The following is a 19,723-nucleotide window of genomic DNA, read 5'->3' on the forward strand; positions in this document are numbered from 1 at the left end:
TCCAAGGCTTTTCAAATTTAGCAATTAATATAAACCATACTATGCTGTTAAGTATAAAAAAAAATAGACATATAAGTGAATAAACTTGAATAGTCTGTATTGAAATAACAAACAGCAGGAGCTAAAAGTAGGGGAAACCCAGGAGGGTATGCTTGCGGTGCCAATTCACTATAATTCGGATTGTAAACATAGAATTGCTCGCCTTGGTTTATACCATTACAAACATTTTGAGCCTGAAAAATATACTGAGAAAAATCTCCACCCCAATAATGATAATCTGCAATATTAATAAAAAATAGAGGTATTAATAAAACAAATAGTAATGCTGCAAATCTAATTTTTGACTTTTTCATAAAAAATATTTGTAAAGTTATAAAATTATAAATAGATGTAAATAGTTTTTTATAGTCTAAAATAATACTCCTACTTTTACTGAAAATTGAATATTTGGGAACTTTAGATTGGATAATTTTTATAGCGTACTTAGTTATTGTTTTTTTAATGGGTGTATGGGCATCTAAAAAAGCGAGTACAGGTATAGAATCTTATTTTGTGGCAGACAGAAATTTGCCGTGGTGGTGGCTGGGTATTTCCATTATTGCCACCACATTTGCTGCCGATACGCCTTTGGCTGTTACTGGAATTACTGCAAATAATGGGGTAGTGGGCAATTGGCTGTGGTGGAGCTGGGCAGCCACCTACATAACCGTAGCTATATTTTTTGCTCAAAGGTGGCGAAAAAGCCATGTACTTACCGATGTAGAGTTTATAGAGCTTCGCTATGACGGAAAACAAGCAGCCGTTTTAAGAGGATTTAAAGCATTCTTTTTTGGAGTAGTTTTAAACTGTTTTATTTTAGGGTGGGTTATAACTGCCGCTGTTCAAATAGCCAGTCCTTTTATAGATTGGCAAGCTCTTTTACCTTCATTTTATGCTTTTATGGAGCAATTTTATCCTGCCTTTTTATTGTTTAAAGGCAATCTAAATGCCACCATAACTATTCTTGCTTTGTTAATTATTGTATTGTCATACAGCTCATTAGGAGGAATAAGAGGAGTTATTTTAACCGATTTATTCCAGTTTGCTATTGCCATGATTACTTCTATTGTTTTTGCCTATGTGGTAGTAAAATATTTAGGAGGAATGCAAAGCATACAACATCAATTAGTAGAAATATACGGAGCCGAAAAAGCAGGATATTATACGGAGTTTATACCTTCTTTAAAAAATCCCTTATTGCCTATTCATATCTTTTTGATTTACACTTTAGTGCAGTGGTGGGTTAGGTTTGATTCTGACGGAACAGGATATATAGCTCAAAGAATAAATACCGCTAAAACAGCTAAAGATGCACAAAAAGGTTCTTTACTTTTTGCTATTGCGTTTATAGCTTTGCGTACATGGCCTTGGATATTAGTGGGGCTGGCTTCTTTGGTAATGTTTCCTATTGGGCAAGAAACCATTAAATATATTGCGGAAGGAGAAATAGTGGCTACAAGTAGGGAAGCGGCTTATCCAATTATTATGAGATTGGTATTGCCGGTAGGCTTGTTAGGCTTAACATTTACCAGCTTAATGGCAGCTTTTATGAGTACGGTTGACACGCATATTAACTGGGGCTCAAGCTATTTAACAAATGATATTTATAGGAGATTTATCAATAAAAATGCTTCAGAAAAAGATTTAGTAGGTTTTAGCCGTTGGATGGTTGTATTAATAACTATTTTGGCTATTATTACTTCATCTCAAATGGGAAGTATAGAAGGTGCTTGGAAATTTTTTATTAATGCGGCAGCCGGTTTAGGTATAGCCCAAATAATCCGTTGGTTTTGGTGGCGTGCTAATGCCTATACTGAAATTAGTGCTATGGTGGTGGCACTTTTAATAACCATAATTCTAACAATTATAAAACCCGAAGATGCTTCACCGCACTACGATACTTATGGCTTGTTAATAATAACAATATCTACTATCATAATTTCTATAATTGTAACATTATTAACCAAACCCGTTAATGATGCTACGCTCACAAATTTTGCCCAAAGATGCCTACCCATAGGACTATGGAAAGGGAAAGTAGCTCATAATAAAAGTTTACCTAAGTTCTTAGACACTTTTATCATGTGGTTGCTTGGCTTAACTGTTAGTTTTTCAGGATTATTTGCCATAGGGCATATTTTGTTTGCTCGCTATGTTTTAGGTGTTGTTTTATTTATTGTAGCTTTAATAGCTTTGTTTGTTTTGCTAAAAATGATGCAAAAAGAAAGCAAGTATTTTGAGGAGAGTTGATATTTTAGTACAATAAGACGGAAGCTGATATTAGACTATTATATATCCCTATATCAAATTATTTCTTCTGGCTTTTTGTACCGCTTCTATTTTACTGTGTACTTGTAGCTTTTTGTATATGTTTTCAATATGCTTGCGTATGGTGTGTGGCGATAAAAATAGATTATCGGCTATAACGGTGTAGCTTAGTCCTTTGCTTAACTGCTCCAAAACATCTATTTCTCTACTACTTAATATTACATCTTCGGCATCTTTGTCCAACTCAAAATCTATAGGATTGCGTAAAAGTTTTAAAGTTTTCATGGCAATAGAAGGATTCATAGCTGCACCTCCGTTTAAGGTTTCTAAAATGCCATTGTAAAGGTCTTTTGGGTTCACTTCTTTAAGCAAATATCCATCGGCACCGGCTTTTATGGCATTAAAAATGTTTTCGTCATTATCAAAAACGGTTAGCATTATAATTTTTGTGTTGGGCAGTTTTTGCTTGCATAAGTTAGTAGCTTCTATACCATTCATTATGGGCATTTCTATATCCATAAGTACTACATCTATTTCATCTATAGGGCTAATATTATCTGTAAATTCTTTGCCGTTGTTTTTTTTCATTACCACTTCAAATTCTTCAAAAAAAGAAAGTTTTTCTTCTATAGCTTTCATTAAAAAAACATTGTCATCTACTATGGCTAATTTTATTTTTTTCATGTTTTTAAAGTGTTTTAGTTATTAATGTAATGGTAGTTTTATTTTTTGCAGATTCTATATAGAGTTTACCTTGTATTTCTTCTGCTCTTTTTCTTAATGAGTTTAATCCGTTTCCTTTGTTTAAATTTTCATCTATATTAAAACCTTTGCCGTTATCTTCTATTTGTATCATATTTTCTTTGTCGTTTTGCGTTATGCTAACTTTAATTTCTGATGCATCGGAATGTTTAATGGCATTATTTACACTTTCTTGTATAATGCGGTATATGTGCATTCCTTTTTTTGATTCAAAATTTGTGTTTTCGGGTACAGAACTATTAAAACTAAAATTTATATTTTGCAATGAAACTTTGGCTTGATTGATGAAATTTGAAATTCGGGTGTTTAAATCTTCTATGCTTATTTCATTTTTATTCATTGCCCATATTGTATCTCTAAGCTCTTGTATAGTATCTTTAGTAAACTCACTTAGCGATGAAAGTTTATCGCCTACAAAATTATCGCTGTTAGTTAAAAACATTTTTAGGTTTTCAATAGAAGAAATAATAAAGGTTAGCTGGGAGCCTATACTGTCGTGCAAATCTCTTGATATTTCAAGGCGTTGGTTTTGAAGTTTATTATTGGTTTCTATTTTGGCTAAAGCAGTGTTAAGCTCTTTTTCTCTTTCTAATTGTTTGTTTTTGAATCGCTGCTGATTTATAAATATAAAACCTAAAAGTGCTAAGGTTATAAAAACAATGCTGATTATTAAAAGTTGGTTGTTTTTGTTTTCTATTTTCAGTTCACGCTCGGCTACTTTTAGTTTTTCTTGGGCTAAAGCTTTTTCTTTTTCTTGTGTTTCATAGCGTACAGTCATATTATTGAGCTGCTCAAATTTTTCAGTATTTAATATTTCATCTTGAAGGTCTTTATACTTTACGTAATACTCCAAAGCCTCATTATATCTGCCTTGTTTTTTTCTTAACTCATGCAAGCGATAATAAGCTTCCGATTCAAATTGTTTATCATTATTTTCAATAACAGTTTTTAAGCTGGATTGTAATATTTCTTCTGCTTCGGCATATTTTCCTTGTTCTATATACACTTTGCCTAAATTGATACCTGCTATACGGCTTTTGTATTTTTTGCTGGTGTTTATAGATTTTAATAAATACTGCTCTGCATTTTTCAAATCGCCCATTTTAGTGTAGGTATTTCCTATATTGCTATACCAAACTATAAGATTGGAAGTGTCTTGGGCTTCTAAAAAATATTTAACAGCATTTAGGTTGTTTTCAAGAGCTTGTTTATAGTTTTCTTGTGCGTCATAGGCTATACCTAATAATCCATAAGATTTTCCTATATGTTCTTTTTTGCCTGTTTCTAAAGCTATAATTAATCCTTTTTCATACCATTCTATTGCTTTGTCAAATTCGCCCATTCTGTCATATATGTAGCCTACTTCTTGTATGTATAATATTTGTTTGTCTTTGGCTGGTAGTTTTTGAGCTATGCCTAAGCATTGCAGTCCTGTGGCAAGAGCTTCGGGATACAAGCCTTTTCGTTCATAAGTTCTGGTTTTCCAGTAGTATGATTCTGCTAATAATGAATCATTTACGCTTTCAAATTCTGCTATGGCTTTATCTAAATACGCTAAATGCTTTTCATCATTTTTATAGTATAAATGTATAAAAGCTTCCCAAAACAAGGCTAAACCTTTGGTTTCTTTATCTGTAGCGGTTTGATAGGCTTTAGTTATATATTCTAAATTTACACTGTCTAATTCAGCATAAGTATAATATTTAGCAAGCTCAATATAGGACAATGCTTTTTCATTGCTATCTAAACTTTGAATGACATTTTTAACACTATCCGGGTTGTTAATTAATGCACTAAACAATATACTTGGCAAAAAAAGGAAAATAATATAAAAGCACTTTTTCATAATAAGGGTAGAAACTAAAGTTTTGTTCTAACTTCCTAATTTACTTAAATTTTTATAATTAGATTAACAGACGTGCCTTTTTCCAAATTTTTTATATCAAAATTAGCATTTAGTTCTTGAGCTCTTTTTCTCATGGTTAACAGCCCATTTCCTGTGTTTTCTTTGTTTTGAGCTATTCCTACGCCATTATCTTTTATAGCAATTTGAATTTCATTTTCTGTTACATCTGTTTCTACTAATATTTTAGTGGCTTTTGCATGCTTTATAGCGTTGTTTACGGCTTCTTGTATTATTCTATAAATATTAATGCCGTTTTTAGAGGTAAAAGGTTTTACTTTAAAATTGTTTTCGTTAAATTTAAAATTAAAATCTATACCATTTAGCGATAATTTTGCGTTTTCTATAAAGTTTGAAATTCTGCTTTTTAAATCTTCAATAGTTATTTCTTCTTTATTCATAGCCCAAATAGTATCTCTAAGCTCTATAATCGTATCTTTTGTGAAACTACTTATATTAGTAAGTTTTTCTTCTATTTTTGGGTTTTTATCAGTCATAGCATACTTTAAATTATCTATTGACGAAATAATAAAAGTAAGTTGAGCACCTATATTGTCGTGCAAATCACGTGAAATTTGAAGACGTTGTTCTTGAAGTCTGTTTTGTGTTTCTATTTTTTGCAATGCGTCTTTAAGTTCATTTTCTTGTTTTAGCTGTTTATTTTTTTGGTTTAAATAGTTATAAATAAAAATAGAAAGGAGAATAATAAATAAAACAACTGAGATGCTAATTATTATATAAGCTTTTTGCTCGGCTATTTTAGCTTTTTGTACCAATATTTCCTTTTCCTTTTTTTCCGTTTGGTAAATAGTTTCCAGCTCTTGTGCTGTTTTATTTAGGTTTTGATTTTCTATTTGGGCAAAAAGTGCATTGTATTTTTTATTGTAGTAGATTAAACTGTCCATATTATTATTGTAGGCATACATATACGCCAATAGTTGATAAACTTGTATAAGCTTATCATTATATTGCATTTTTTCTAAGTTTTTTTCAAGCAAAAGAGCCTTGGGAAGTGCTTCGTTTATTTTACCTAAATTAAACAAGCTGATAACATACGTTAAGTTAGAACTTTCTAAATCACTTTGTGTGCCTAATTGCTCTCTTAAATCAATAGATTTTTTTACATAATAAAGGGAAGAATCATATTGATTGTAATTAATGAAGATAGAGGCATAGTTATTATAAATAGTAGCTAAAGCAACCATGTTTTTGCTAATATTAGCATAATGCTCTGCTTTTTTAAGTGTATTTAAAGCACCAGTAGTGTCTTTAATTTCTAAATTAATACCCGAAAGATTTATTAAGGTGTTAGAAAGTCGTAGATAATCTTCTGTTTCTTCAAAATATTTTAAAGGTCTTTCAATGTATTCTAAAGCTTTTTTATAATTTCCTTGTGTATGATAGTTTGCTGATAAATTTGAATAAATATTGTTTATAATATTTTCGTTATCAACTTCTTCATAATAAGAAAGAGATTTAAGTAAATAAAAAACAGAGCTGTCATACTGTGTTAATCTGCTGTAATTGCTCCCTATTTTAAAGTCTAAAGAAGCTACTCCTTCTTCATCATTCAGCTTCGTTCTAATTTGTTTAGAAATATTGCAATAATCTATTGATTTTATAAAATCGCCTTTATAAATATACACATTAGCTAAATCGTTGTAAGCCTGTGCTATAAGTGTATCATTTTTTAGTTTTTTTGATATTTCTAATGAAATATTGCCATATTTTTCGGCAGAATCTACTGAAACGTACAATACATGATACCATGATAAATCGGCAGCTAAAGTGGCTTTTTCTTTTTCGTTGGTAGTTTTATGGTATTGTTCTAAAGTTTGTTTTATTATTTCTACACCATCTTGTGCCTGCAAAGCAATGGAAAAGAAGAAAAAAAACATTATAAAAAGGTGTTTCATAATATTAGTTTAAAGGGTTTTTTTAACTACATGAAATTAGTGAAACAAAGATTGTAATTATAATTTAATTGGGGTATAAGGCAATTGTAGTATAATTTAATAATGACTATTCGTTATTATATCAATAATTTATGCTTTAAGATAGCATCTTGGGACGTTTAAGAAAGTTTGTGGTCTTTTACTTTTGTCTTGATACAAAAGTAACAAAAAATCAAGACTGTAATCAAAAATACTAAAATGCTATAAAACAGACGATGACAAATTAATGTATGCTCAACTTCATTTTTCCTAAAGTATTTTTATTTGTAGGAGCATACTAATTTGTCTGTTTATTGTTTTATAATTTCATTCATTTTGGATGTCTATTTTACATCATTTCTTAACGTATTTTTGATTAAGGTCGGGTAAAAGTGCACCTTAAGTTTGCAAGCGGGGCACCCATTAACCGAAAACTCCGTAAAAAATTAAACTGTTTGAAGAACGAAGTGATGAGTTTTTAATTTTTAGGAGTTGAGGTTATAATGGGTCACTGAAAACTTAGTGCGATTCTTTTGTAACTTTTCTTCTAAAGAAAAGTTAATGTAAAATACTTCATAGGTATCTTTATGGATAGTCATTAATTTAATATAACAGAACTATATCGTCTGTTCTAACTATGTTTGAGTAGTTGCCACTTCTATCCCTTATTATTACGTAATAAAAAACAGTATCAGCAGGATTTGGACTTGTTTTTTTATTAAGGAAAAAAGATAGGTCAACTTCACCGGAAATGGCTTTAACATTTCCCGTAGGTGTTAAATCGGGCAGTTGAAAACTTTGGAAACAGCTATCTCTGCTGTCAATTATAAAAGCAGAATAATATTTGTCGTTATAACAGGAAGAGTCTGAAAGATATTCGCAATTTGAATTGCATGAAGGATTTTCTGCTTCACTGCCACCTAAATCGCCATTGCCATCAGTAAAGGAAATAGTTAAAGAGGCAAATACAGATGTTTGTACGTATTCTTCTGTAGTGCTAACACTTACATATTCTATATGTGGTTCATTAGGATATTTTGGTTCTGCTACACATGCCCATAAGCCTGTTAATAACCCAAAGGCTAAAAATATGTTTAGTTTATTTTGCATTGTACCTTTGCAATATTAACTCTTTTTTTGCTAATAAAGTATAATGTATAGCTTAGATATTTTTAAAACAGATGAAATTTTTGAAGAAATTGCTTTGCAAGTTTTTCATTTTCAAGCAGAAAACAATACTGTTTATAATGAATATTTGAGCTATTTAGATGTTAATATTGAAGATATAGATAGTATAAATAAAATACCTTTTTTACCTATTTCCTTTTTTAAAACGCATAAGGTTATTTGTAGTAATTTTTCCGTAGAAACTATTTTTAAAAGTAGTGGAACAGGAAATTTAAGAAGTACGCACTATGTTTCAAATACAGCTTTGTATAAAGCCAGTTTTATTAAAAACTTTGAAAATACTTATGGCTGCTTAAATGAAATTCGCTTATTGGCTTTGTTGCCGTCTTATCAAGAAAATAAGTATTCTTCTTTGCTTTTTATGGTAGATGAATTAATAGCACAAACTAAAAATAATGGAAGTGAATATTTATCTTTTGAAAATGAAGATTTATTGCTGAAAAAGCTTGAAGAAGCTAATAAAAGTATGCTTAAAGTGATATTAATAGGAGTGAGTTTTGCCCTTTTAGATTTAGCTGAAAAATACAGTTTAGATTTAAGCAACATTATAATTATAGAAACAGGAGGTATGAAAGGTCGCAGGAAAGAAATAACGCGAGTAGAACTGCATGAGATATTAAAAAAGAGGTTTAAAGTACAGCAAATTCATTCAGAATACGGAATGTGTGAGTTATTAAGCCAGGCTTATGCTACTGAAAATGAAAAATTTCAAGCTCCTAATTGGATGAAAGTTTATACCCGACCTTTGCAAGAGCCTTTTGCACAATGTAAAACGGGCGAAACAGGCGTGCTTAAAATAATAGATTTAGCCAATGTTTATTCCTGTTCTTTTATAGAAACAGAAGATTTAGGTATAGTGCATAAAGATGGAAAATTTGAAGTGCTGGGCAGAATAGACTATGCCGCTTTAAGAGGATGCAATTTAATGTATCAATAGTTATAATGATAGTTAACAGACTTTAAGGTGTCTTTTTTACAAAAAATTGCTGTTGGTGTTTGTATAATGATTTATATTTACATACCCGATTAAACAAAGTTTTAAAATATCCAAATATGAACCAAACTGTAAAAGAGTGTTTTTCAATAAATGATTTAAAAAAATTGGCACAAAAAAAAATGCCCAGTGTAATGTTTGATTACATGGAAGGTTCTGCCGAAGATGAAATAACCGCACAGTGGAATATTAACGCTTTTGAAAAGTACGAATTTGTACCACGAGTTTTACGAAATGTTGAAAATATTGACCTTAGTACATCCATACAAAATATTAATTTAGAAATTCCTATAATTAGTGCCCCTACGGGAATGTCAAAAATGTTTCATCATGAAGGCGAAATTGCAGTAGCTAAAGCCAGTGCTAAAGCAGGTACGGCATATACACTTTCTACAGTGGGTACTTCTTCTATTGAAGATATAGCCAATGTTTGTAGCGGACCTAAGTTTTTTCAAATATATGTTTGGAAAAACAAAAATATGACACAAGATTTTATTGAAAGATGCAAGCAAAATAATTACAACGGTTTAATGTTAGCGGTAGATTCTCCGGCATTGGGCAAAAGAGAAAGAGATTTAAGAAACGGACACGGAAGACCTAAAGTATTGCGATTAAACATAGCTAAAAGTGCTTTGAGTAAGCCTTATTGGTTGTATAATTACTTTAAAAATCCTAAGTGGCGAATGGCAAATATGATAGAACACATGCCTTATGGTACTGAAACCACAAAAATAATAGACGATGTAAATGCCCAATTTAGAGCAGATGTAAACTGGGATGATGTGCAAAAAATGATGAATCAATGGCAAGGGACTTTTATTCTTAAAGGTATTCAAAGTGTAGCAGATGCCATAAAAGCAGCAGAAGTGGGCGTTTCGGGTATAGTTTTATCTAATCATGGGGGGCGTCAGCTTGACGGAGCACCTGCCACTTTAGATTTACTACCAGAAGTGATAAAAGCTGTAGGAAATAAAATAGATATTTATATAGACGGAGGTATAAGAAGAGGAAGCGATGTGGTAAAAGCTTTAGCTTTAGGAGCAAAAGCCGTACTCATAGGCAGAGCCTATTTGTATGGTTTAGCTGCTGGTGGAGAAAAAGGCGTAGATAGAACCTATGAAATACTAAAAGATGAAATGACTCGGGTAATGCAATTTATTGGTTGCGATTCTATTGCTAAATTAAATGAAGGGTATATTAAAAAAAGGGTTTAAGCTATAATTTTATCCTCTTTAAGTTTTTTAATAATACTAAAAGTGCCTCCCGTGTTTTCTTGTACATAATGGCTGGCGGTACTGCCGGCAGATGCATTATTGTTTTTATCTAAAAAGTAACTCACTGCATTTTCAAGTTCTATAGAATTGGTAACACATTTAGCTGCATTAAGCCTAATTAAATCAATAGCTTCCTTGCTTTTTGTATGATTGGGACCATAAATTAATGCTTTGCCATAAACTGCCGCTTCTAATACATTATGCACACTTGTGTTAAAACCGCCACCTATATAGCACAGCGTAGCATATCGGTATATTAAAGAAAGTTTCCCCACGCTATCTATTATAAGTACTTTTTTATCTTTTACATCTATAGGGTTAGATAATAACGTATGGTTTTTAAAATTCTTTTGAATTTGTTTTATCCTTATTTCATTAACATCATGAGGAACTATAATCAATTTTAAATGACTAAACTCTTTTACAATATTTTTTAGTATTACTTCATCTTTAGCCCATGTACTACCGGCTATTAAGCAGTTATTCCCGTCAATAAAAGATTCTATTATATCATTTCCAAAATTTAATTCACTAATGTGTTTTACCGTATCAAAACGTGTATCTTTTGCTATAGAACAGTGGTTAAATTGATGATTTTGTAATAAATTTAAAGAGTAATCATCTTGTACAAAAATATGAGTAAAGCAATTAAGTATAGCTTTATGTAAAACTCCGTATTGTTTAAAAAACAATTGATTATCTCTAAAAATAGCTGAAATTAAGTATGTAGGTATTTTTTGATTTTTTAATTCATTTAAGTAATAAAACCAAAAATCGTATTTAATAAAAAACACAAATGCCGGATTAATTTTTCTAACAAAGTTTTTAGCGTTTAAAGCAGTATCTTTGGGTAAATAATAAACTTCTTTAGCCAAGGCATAGTTATATCTATAGTTGTATCCCGAAGGGGAGTAAAAAGTAATGATGATAGGATATTTTAGATTATTGTAGCACCAATTAATTACAGGTTTTGCTTGCTCAAACTCTCCTAAAGAAGCACAATGAAACCATATAGTTTTCTCTTTTTCAGGCTTAATATCTTGCGTTAATCTTCCTTTGGTAAAAGAATTTGCTTTTGAATTAAAAGGACTTGCTATGCCAATAAACAAATGGTATAAACCAATGCCTATGGAATAAATTATTTTAGAGATAAATAAAAGCATGGTTTAATAATAGTAATATTCGCTTTTGGTGGTTTTGCCAAAATAAACAGGTATATACCAGTTCAATTTAATACCATACATTAAATCAACTCTGGTTTCTTTTAACTTTTGATTCAAATAAAAATCATAAGGGCGAGCATTGTGCGTAAAAGCTTCTGTAAGTTCAAAACCCAACGCTAAATTTACAAATTTACCTTTGTTTAGCTTTATTAATCCTATGTATTGAGAAAGTAAAATACCGTTAGAAAATCTATCGTATCCTTTGGCATAATTTCCTGTAAGTTGTGGTGTTTTCTTTTTGTCAACATCAATTAAAATTTTGTGTTGCATATAACCAATGCCCAGTTTAACCAACAAACCACTATTGGGCTTAGATTTTCTAAAATAAAATCCTTTTCCGGCATTTAATTTAACTATGGCACCTCTTAAATTTAAGTTTACGTCATCTAAAGGACCTTCGTTAGTAATGGTTTGTCCGTTAGAAGCTAAAGTGTGTTTAATATGGTCTGTTTCTTTAACTTTTGTTCCAAATAAAAATCCACCTTCTGCACCTATTTGCCAGTTGGCTTTAAATTTATAATCGGCTGCTAAGCCAAATTGATAACCTATGCCAAATCGTTTAGCCATATCTGCACCCGGAAATTGAACACTTATAACAGGCGAAATAAGAAAAACATCATGGTATTCGGGTTTTGTATCTTCACTTTCATTATTTTGAGAAAACACAACAATAAACGGAATACAGAAAGTAAATATTATTAGCGATTTTAATTTCATCAAACAAAAATAAGTAAATCAAATTCTTTTATCCGAATTAATGAAATAATAATAGTGTAGAACAGGTATAAATTATATCTTTGCAGGCAAATAGAGTGTATGAAACCTATACAAATGGTTGATTTAAAAACGCAACACGATAAGTTGCAACCCGAATTAAATAATAAGATTTTAGAAGTAGTAGAAAGTACTGCTTACATAAAAGGAGAGGAGGTTTCGTTATTTGAGCAAGAACTTGCCGAATATTTAGGTGTTAAGCATGTAATAGCTTGTGCTAACGGTACCGATGCTCTGCAATTAGCCATGATGGCTTTAGGCTTAAAATCCGGAGATGAAGTAATTACTGCCAATTTCACTTATGTGGCAACTGCTGAAATAATTGCTTTGTTAAAGTTGAAACCGGTATTAGTAGATGTTGACCCTAAAACATTTAATATTGATATACAGGCACTTAAAAATGCTATAACGCCAAAAACAAAAGCTATAGTTCCTGTTCATTTGTTTGGTCAGTGTGCCGATATGGAACCAATTTTAGAATTAGCTAAAAAACACAATTTATATGTTGTAGAAGATACCGCACAATCGTTGAGTGCCAAGTATTTTTTTAGCAATGGCACAGCTAAAATGGCTGGAACTATTGGAGATATAGGAACTACATCTTTTTTCCCGTCTAAAAATTTAGGCTGCATGGGTGATGGCGGTGCATTGTTTACTAATAATGACGAATTGGCTTTAAAATTAAAAATGATAGCTAATCATGGGCAGTCAAGAACCTATTATCATGATTTAGTGGGTGTAAACTCAAGATTGGACAGTATTCAAGCGGCTGTTTTGCGTATAAAATTAAGACAGTTAAATAATTATAGTGTAAACCGTTATAATGCAGCTCAATATTACAATGAATTGTTAGAAAATGTTGATGCTATACAAGCACCTTTTGAAGCAGTAAATTCAACTCATGTTTTTCATCAATATGTGTTGAAAACCAAAGGAATAGATAGAGATAAATTAAAATCTTATTTATTAGAAAATAATGTGCCTTGCAATATTTATTATCCTGTTCCTTTAAATAAACAAAAGGCATATTTAGATTTAGACAGCGAATATCCTGTTACAGAAAGTTTGTGTAAAGAAGTAATAGCTTTGCCAATCCATACAGAATTACAAAAAGAACAACAAGATTATATAGTTAGTAAAATAAAAGAATTTATAAATGAAAATTAGTGTAATAGGCACGGGATATGTCGGATTAGTTTCAGGCGTATGCTTTGCTGAGACAGGAAATGATGTAATTTGTGTAGATATAGACGAAAATAAAGTAAATAGACTAAACAATAAAGAGTGTATTATTTACGAACCGGGTTTAGATATTTTATTGGAAAGAAATGTTGACCAAAACAGAATTTCTTTTACCACAGACTTAGAATATGCGGTATCTAACAGTGATATTATATTTTTAGCTTTGCCTACACCTCCGGGAGGAAATGGTGAAGCAGATTTATCTTATGTGCTTGGAATGGCAGATACCTTAGGCAAAATAATTGACAGTTATAAAATAATAGTTGATAAAAGTACCGTACCTGTAGGAACGGCAGATTTAGTAAGAGCAAGAATAGCCAAAAATGCAAAAGTAGAATTTGATGTGGTATCCAATCCTGAATTTTTGAGAGAGGGAGTTGCCGTAGATGATTTTATGAAGCCGGATAGAGTAGTGATAGGAGTTTCTTCAGAAAAAGCTAAAGCTATAATGGAACGCTTATACAAGCCTTATGTAATGTCTGGTAATCCTATTATTTTTATGGATGAACGTTCTGCGGAACTGACTAAATATGCTGCAAATTCATTTTTGGCTACAAAAATTTCATTTATGAATGAGATAGCTAACCTTTGTGAATTAACAGGAGCAAATGTAGATATGGTTCGTAAAGGCATGGGAGGTGATGATAGAATAGGGAAGCGTTTTCTTTTTGCAGGCATAGGATATGGCGGTAGTTGTTTTCCTAAAGATGTGCAAGCTTTAGCTAAAACAGCAAAAGATTTAAAATATGATTTTAAAATTTTAAATGCTGTAATGGATGTTAATACTCAGCAAAAAGAGTTGTTTTTCAGTAAGATAAAAGACTATTACAAAGGAAATTTAAAAAATAAGAAAGTAGCATTGTGGGGTTTATCTTTTAAACCTAATACCGATGATATCAGAGAAGCTCCGGCATTAAAATTAATAAGCAATTTTTTAGCAGAAGGAGCATCAGTACAAGTTTATGACCCGGAAGCTATGGAAAATGTAAAAAGAGTTTTTGGCGATAAAATAACTTACACTAAAAATATGTATGAAGCTATTGAAAACACCGATTTTTTGGTTATAGCTACAGAATGGACAGTATTTAGAACGCCAAATTTTGATAAATTAAGAACAAACATAAAAGATAAAGTTATTTTTGACGGTAGAAATTTGTACGATTCTAAAAATATAGAAGAGGAAGGATTTACTTATTTTAGCATAGGAAGACCATAATGAAAAGAGTTTTAATAACAGGTGCAGCAGGATTTTTGGGTTCACATTTGTGTGATAAGTTTATTAATGAAGATTTTCAAGTAATAGGAATGGATAATTTTATTACAGGAAATCCGAAAAATATAGAGCATCTATTTAAGCTAAAAAACTTTGAATTTTATCATCATGATGTAACTAAGTTTATTCATATTCCGGGCAATTTAGATTATATTTTACATTTTGCTTCGCCAGCAAGTCCTATAGATTATTTAAAAATTCCTATACAAACTTTAAAAGTTAGTTCCTTAGGAACGCATAACTGTTTAGGTTTAGCTAAAGCTAAAAATGCAAGAATTTTAGTGGCTTCTACGTCCGAAATTTATGGAGATCCTTTAGTGCACCCACAAAATGAGGATTATTGGGGAAATGTAAACCCCATAGGGCCAAGAGGCGTGTATGATGAAGCCAAACGCTTTCAAGAGGCATTAACTATGGCATATCATACTTTTCATAATGTAGAAACAAGAATAGTACGTATATTTAACACTTATGGCTCAAGAATGAGATTAAATGACGGTAGAGCATTACCTGCATTTATAGGGCAAGCATTAAGAGGAGAAGATATTACTGTTTTTGGAGATGGTAGTCAAACTCGTTCTTTTTGTTATATAGATGATTTGGTAGATGGAATATATAAATTGTTGATGAGTAATTATCAATATCCTGTAAATATTGGAAACCCTGATGAAATAAGTATAAGAGAATTTGCAGAAGAAATAATTGCATTGACGGGTACTAATCAAAAAATAATTTTTAAAGATTTACCTAAAGACGACCCCAAACAAAGACAACCAGATATTTCAAGAGCAAAAGAAATATTAGGCTGGCAACCAAAAGTGTCAAGGAAAGAAGGATTAAAGAAAACCTATGAGTATTTCAAAAGTCTTTCTCGTGAAGAATTAACTAAAAAAGAACATAATAATTTTGAAAAATACATCATTAAATAAAGATTATTTTGCTCACGAAACAGCCGTAATAGACGAAGGTTGCGAAATAGGAGCAGGCACAAAAATATGGCACTTTACCCATGTTATGTCTAATTCTAAAATGGGAGAAAACTGTAATTTAGGGCAAAACGTAGTCGTTTCGCCAAATGTAGTTTTGGGCAATAATGTGAAAGTGCAAAACAATGTTTCAATATATACTGGCGTAATTTGTGAAGATGATGTTTTTTTGGGACCATCTATGGTTTTTACAAATGTTATAAACCCCAGAAGTGCCGTAAATAGACGAAATGAGTATATGAAAACAATTGTAGGAAAAGGTGCAAGTATTGGTGCTAATGCTACTATTGTTTGTGGCAATAATATTGGAGAATTTGCTTTTATCGGTGCCGGGGCTGTTATAACTAAAGAAATACCGGCTTATTCTTTGTGGGTAGGAAACCCGGCAAAACAAATAGGATGGATGAGCGAATACGGACACCGATTAATTTTTGATGAGAATAATGAAGCTATTTGTCCGGAAAGTAAAGAAAAATATAAACTAATAAATTCAAATAAAGTAATAAAACTCTAATACAAAAGTATATGTACAATAAAATTATAAATAAAGAAAAAAAGATAGCGGTAATAGGATTGGGGTATGTAGGTTTGCCTATTGCTCTTGAATTTGCTAAAAAAGTACCTGTTATTGGTTTTGACATTAATAAAGAGCGTGTTAAAATGATGCAAAATGGTATTGACCCCAGTCAAGAGCTTGAAAAAGAAGCTTTTGAGGGTGTAGATATTAAATTTACCGCAAATGAAGATGACTTAAAAGAAGCTAATTTTTTCATTGTTGCAGTGCCTACACCTGTTGACATACACAAAGTGCCAGATTTAAAACCGGTGCTTAGTGCATCTAAAACCGTAGGTAAAGCATTAAAAAAAGGAGATTATGTTGTTTATGAATCAACAGTTTATCCTGGCTGTACGGAAGAAGATTGTATTCCCATATTAGAAAGTAAATCAGGACTAAAATTTGTTGAAGATTTTAAGGTAGGATATTCTCCGGAAAGAATAAATCCGGGAGATAAAGAACATACTATTACTAAAATCACAAAAGTAGTTTCCGGTTGCGATGCAGAATCATTAGATAATATAGCTAAAGTATATGAAATAGTAGTAGAAGCAGGAACTTTTAGAGCGGCTAATATTAAAGTAGCTGAAGCAGCAAAAATCATTGAAAATACACAAAGAGATGTGAATATTGCATTGATGAATGAATTATCAAAAATATTTGATAAGATGGGTATTAACACTTTTGATGTTTTACAAGCTGCAGGTACTAAATGGAATTTCTTAAAGTTTTTTCCCGGCTTAGTGGGTGGGCATTGTATAGGTGTAGATCCTTATTATTTGACTTACAAAGCTATAGGATTAGGTTATAAACCAGAAGTTATACTTTCTGGCAGAAGAATAAATGACAGCATGGGAGCTTATGTGGCTCAAAAGTTGGTTCAAAAAATGATAAAACAAGAAAAACAACTTATTAAAACTAAAGTTTTAGTAATGGGTTCAACTTTTAAAGAAGATGTAGCCGATATAAGAAACTCTAAAGTAATAGATGTAATTGAAGAGCTTAAATCTTTTTCTGTAAATGTAGATGTTATAGATGCACACGCTGAAAAACATGAAATGAAAGAAGAATATGGTATTGATTTATTAGATGAACCGGGAAAAAATTATGATGCGGTTATAGTTGCGGTAAATCACAAAAAATATATGGATTTAGATGAAGAGTACTTTAAAAGTATATCCACTGAAAATCCAATAGTTGTAGATATTAAAGGTATTTATAGAGATAAATTTAAAGACATAGACTATTGGTCTTTATAAAAAATTAATTTATGAAGAAATTATTAATTACCGGAGGAGCAGGGTTTATAGGTTCGCATGTAGTGCGTTTATTTTTAGATAAATATTCAGAATATGAAATTTATAATTTAGATAAGCTTACTTATGCCGGCAATTTAGAAAATTTAAAGGATATTGAGCAAAATCCTAATTATCATTTTGTTAAAGGAGATATAACAGATGCTACTTTTATCCATAACTTATTTGAAGAAAATCAATTTGACGGAGTTTTACATTTAGCAGCAGAAAGCCATGTAGATAGGTCTATCAGCAATCCATTAGAGTTTGTAATGACGAATGTAATAGGTACAGTAAATTTATTAAATGCAGCAAAAACTACTTGGGGAAATTTTGACAATAAGAAATTTTACCACATCAGCACCGATGAAGTATATGGAGCATTAGGAACAACGGGTTTGTTTACAGAAGATACACCTTATGACCCACACAGTCCTTATTCTGCTTCTAAAGCAAGCTCAGACCACTTTGTAAGAGCTTATTATGACACCTATGGGTTGCCTGTGGTTATTTCAAATTGTAGCAACAATTATGGTTCGCATCAATTTCCCGAAAAATTAATTCCACTTTGTATCAATAACATTAAAAACAATAAGAGTTTGCCTATTTATGGAGATGGAAAATATACAAGAGATTGGCTTTGGGTAACAGACCATGCCAGAGCTATTGATATGGTTTTTCATAAAGGAAAATTAGGGGAAACATATAATATAGGCGGTTTTAACGAATGGCAAAACATAAATTTAGTAAAAACACTTTGCCGATTAATGGATAAAAAATTGGGGAGAGCAGAAGGTACTAATGAAAAATTAATAACATTTGTAAAAGATAGACCGGGACACGATTTGCGTTATGCAATAGATGCTACCAAAATAGAAAAAGAACTGGGTTTTAGACCTTCCGTAACATTTGAAGAAGGTTTAGAAAAAACAGTTGATTGGTATTTAAACAATGAAGAGTGGCTAAAAAACGTTACTTCCGGAAATTATAAAAACTATTACGAAAAACAATATTCTCATTAATGCCTTTGTACAAAAATAAATATCATACAAAACCAATAGAAGACAAATCTTTTTTAGTAACGGGAGGAGCAGGATTTATTGGTTCTCACATAGTTGCTTATTTAATGCACAATGGTGCTAAAAAAGTGCGTATTTTAGATAATTTAATAACGGGAAATTATAGCAATATTCAACAATGGGAAAATCACCCAAATTTTGAATTTATAGAAGGAAATATTTGTGATACAGCCACATGTATTCATGCCGCTAAAGATGTTGATTATCTTTCTCACCAAGCGGCATTGGGTTCAGTGCCACGGTCTATAAAAAACCCGCACAGAACAAACGAAATTAATGTAGCCGGCTTTTTAAATATGATGTTGGCAGCCAAAGAACACAATATAAAACAAGTGGTTTATGCTTCATCATCATCCGTATATGGCGATGAAAAAACATTGCCCAAAAAAGAAGATAAAATAGGTAGTCCTTTATCGCCTTATGCTGTTTCAAAATATACAAATGAGCTTTATGCTAAAGTTTTTGGCACTACTTATGGAATGAAAATAATAGGTTTGAGATATTTTAATGTTTTTGGTCCCAATCAAGACCCTAATGGACCTTATGCAGCGGTTATTCCTATTTTTATTGATAAATTAAACAGAGGTCAAGATGTTTTTATAGATGGAGACGGAGAGCAAACCAGAGATTTTACTTTTGTAGAAAATGCTGTGCAAGCAAACATTAGAGCCATGCTTACCGACAATGAAAAAGCTATAAACCAAGTGTATAATATAGCTTATGGCGAAAATTACTCTGTAAATCATCTATATAATTCAATAAGAGAACAATTGGGCAGTAGCCAAAAAGCCATACACAGAGATAGTAGAGTAGGAGATGTAAGAAATTCATTGGCAGATATTAGTAAAGCAAAAGAATTGTTAGGGTATAATCCTTTGTTTAGTTTTAATGATGGTTTGCCTGTAACTATAAAATCTTATTTAAAGTAAAGTA

General features: G+C 31.3%; 17 protein-coding genes. 10 read left to right on the forward strand and 7 right to left on the reverse strand.

Annotated features, from left to right (window positions below; genetic code table 11):
• Positions 1–47 precede the first annotated feature (47 nt).
• The gene (locus tag H6578_07420) at positions 48–353 is read right to left on the reverse strand and encodes a hypothetical protein (protein MCB9226976.1); all 306 of its coding nucleotides are present in this window, start codon (positions 351–353) and stop codon (positions 48–50) included.
• Positions 354–447: 94 nt separating this feature from the next.
• On the opposite strand from H6578_07420, the gene H6578_07425 reads away from it, so the two are divergent.
• Positions 448–2,289, forward strand: coding sequence for a Na+:solute symporter (locus H6578_07425; GenBank protein ID MCB9226977.1), 1,842 nt, complete (start codon positions 448–450; stop codon positions 2,287–2,289).
• Positions 2,290–2,337: 48 nt separating this feature from the next.
• On the opposite strand, the gene H6578_07430 is transcribed toward H6578_07425, so the two are convergent.
• The 4 genes from H6578_07430 to H6578_07445 all read right to left on the reverse strand — a co-directional run bounded on the left by H6578_07430 (position 2,338) and on the right by H6578_07445 (position 8,016).
• Positions 2,338–2,991, reverse strand: coding sequence for a response regulator transcription factor (locus tag H6578_07430; protein MCB9226978.1), 654 nt, complete (start codon positions 2,989–2,991; stop codon positions 2,338–2,340).
• A 4-nt stretch (positions 2,992–2,995) separates the two neighbouring features.
• Positions 2,996–4,915 carry a tetratricopeptide repeat protein gene (locus H6578_07435; GenBank protein ID MCB9226979.1) on the reverse strand — a complete coding sequence of 640 codons (1,920 nt, stop codon included), beginning with the start codon at positions 4,913–4,915 and terminating at the stop codon, positions 2,996–2,998.
• A gap of 44 nt (positions 4,916–4,959) precedes the next feature.
• A complete protein-coding gene (locus H6578_07440) occupies positions 4,960–6,888 on the reverse strand; it encodes a sensor histidine kinase (GenBank protein ID MCB9226980.1) in 1,929 nt (642 codons plus the stop codon).
• Between the two features lie 621 nt (positions 6,889–7,509).
• Positions 7,510–8,016: a hypothetical protein gene (locus tag H6578_07445; protein ID MCB9226981.1), complete on the reverse strand. Its 507-nt coding sequence runs from the start codon at positions 8,014–8,016 to the stop codon at positions 7,510–7,512.
• Positions 8,017–8,059: 43 nt separating this feature from the next.
• Here H6578_07445 and H6578_07450 point away from each other — a divergent pair, with 43 nt between their 5' ends.
• Entirely contained in the window at positions 8,060–9,031 is a 972-nt protein-coding gene (locus H6578_07450) for an acyl transferase (protein ID MCB9226982.1), read from the forward strand.
• A 116-nt stretch (positions 9,032–9,147) separates the two neighbouring features.
• Complete coding sequence (locus tag H6578_07455) at positions 9,148–10,302, forward strand: alpha-hydroxy-acid oxidizing protein (protein ID MCB9226983.1); 1,155 nt, start codon at positions 9,148–9,150, stop codon at positions 10,300–10,302.
• Here the strand turns inward: H6578_07455 and H6578_07460 are convergent.
• Complete coding sequence (locus tag H6578_07460) at positions 10,299–11,525, reverse strand: 3-deoxy-D-manno-octulosonic acid transferase (protein ID MCB9226984.1); 1,227 nt, start codon at positions 11,523–11,525, stop codon at positions 10,299–10,301. The two genes, H6578_07455 and H6578_07460, sit on opposite strands and share 4 nt — an antisense overlap.
• Before the next feature lie 3 nt (positions 11,526–11,528).
• The gene (locus H6578_07465) at positions 11,529–12,302 is read right to left on the reverse strand and encodes a hypothetical protein (protein ID MCB9226985.1); all 774 of its coding nucleotides are present in this window, start codon (positions 12,300–12,302) and stop codon (positions 11,529–11,531) included.
• Positions 12,303–12,401: 99 nt separating this feature from the next.
• Here H6578_07465 and H6578_07470 point away from each other — a divergent pair, with 99 nt between their 5' ends.
• From H6578_07470 to H6578_07500, 7 genes are read left to right on the forward strand one after another with little or no spacing between them, the layout of a single operon-like run.
• A complete protein-coding gene (locus H6578_07470; GenBank protein ID MCB9226986.1) occupies positions 12,402–13,526 on the forward strand; it encodes a DegT/DnrJ/EryC1/StrS family aminotransferase in 1,125 nt (374 codons plus the stop codon).
• A complete protein-coding gene (locus H6578_07475; GenBank protein ID MCB9226987.1) occupies positions 13,516–14,817 on the forward strand; it encodes a UDP-glucose/GDP-mannose dehydrogenase family protein in 1,302 nt (433 codons plus the stop codon). The genes H6578_07470 and H6578_07475 overlap by 11 nt, the downstream gene beginning before the upstream one ends.
• On the forward strand, positions 14,817–15,803 hold the full coding sequence (locus H6578_07480) for an SDR family oxidoreductase (GenBank protein ID MCB9226988.1): 987 nt from the start codon (positions 14,817–14,819) through the stop codon (positions 15,801–15,803). The genes H6578_07475 and H6578_07480 overlap by 1 nt, the downstream gene beginning before the upstream one ends.
• Positions 15,781–16,374, forward strand: coding sequence for an N-acetyltransferase (locus H6578_07485; protein MCB9226989.1), 594 nt, complete (start codon positions 15,781–15,783; stop codon positions 16,372–16,374). The genes H6578_07480 and H6578_07485 overlap by 23 nt, the downstream gene beginning before the upstream one ends.
• 11 nt (positions 16,375–16,385) lie before the next feature.
• On the forward strand, positions 16,386–17,675 hold the full coding sequence (locus H6578_07490; protein MCB9226990.1) for a nucleotide sugar dehydrogenase: 1,290 nt from the start codon (positions 16,386–16,388) through the stop codon (positions 17,673–17,675).
• Positions 17,676–17,686: 11 nt separating this feature from the next.
• A complete protein-coding gene (rfbB, locus tag H6578_07495) occupies positions 17,687–18,733 on the forward strand; it encodes a dTDP-glucose 4,6-dehydratase (GenBank protein MCB9226991.1) in 1,047 nt (348 codons plus the stop codon).
• Positions 18,733–19,719, forward strand: coding sequence for an SDR family oxidoreductase (locus tag H6578_07500; GenBank protein MCB9226992.1), 987 nt, complete (start codon positions 18,733–18,735; stop codon positions 19,717–19,719). Before rfbB ends, H6578_07500 begins: the two co-directional genes overlap by 1 nt.
• The last annotated feature ends 4 nt before the right edge of the window (positions 19,720–19,723 follow it).

This window comes from Chitinophagales bacterium (assembly GCA_020635995.1).
Classification (GTDB): domain Bacteria; phylum Bacteroidota; class Bacteroidia; order Chitinophagales; family UBA8649; genus JAFMKE01.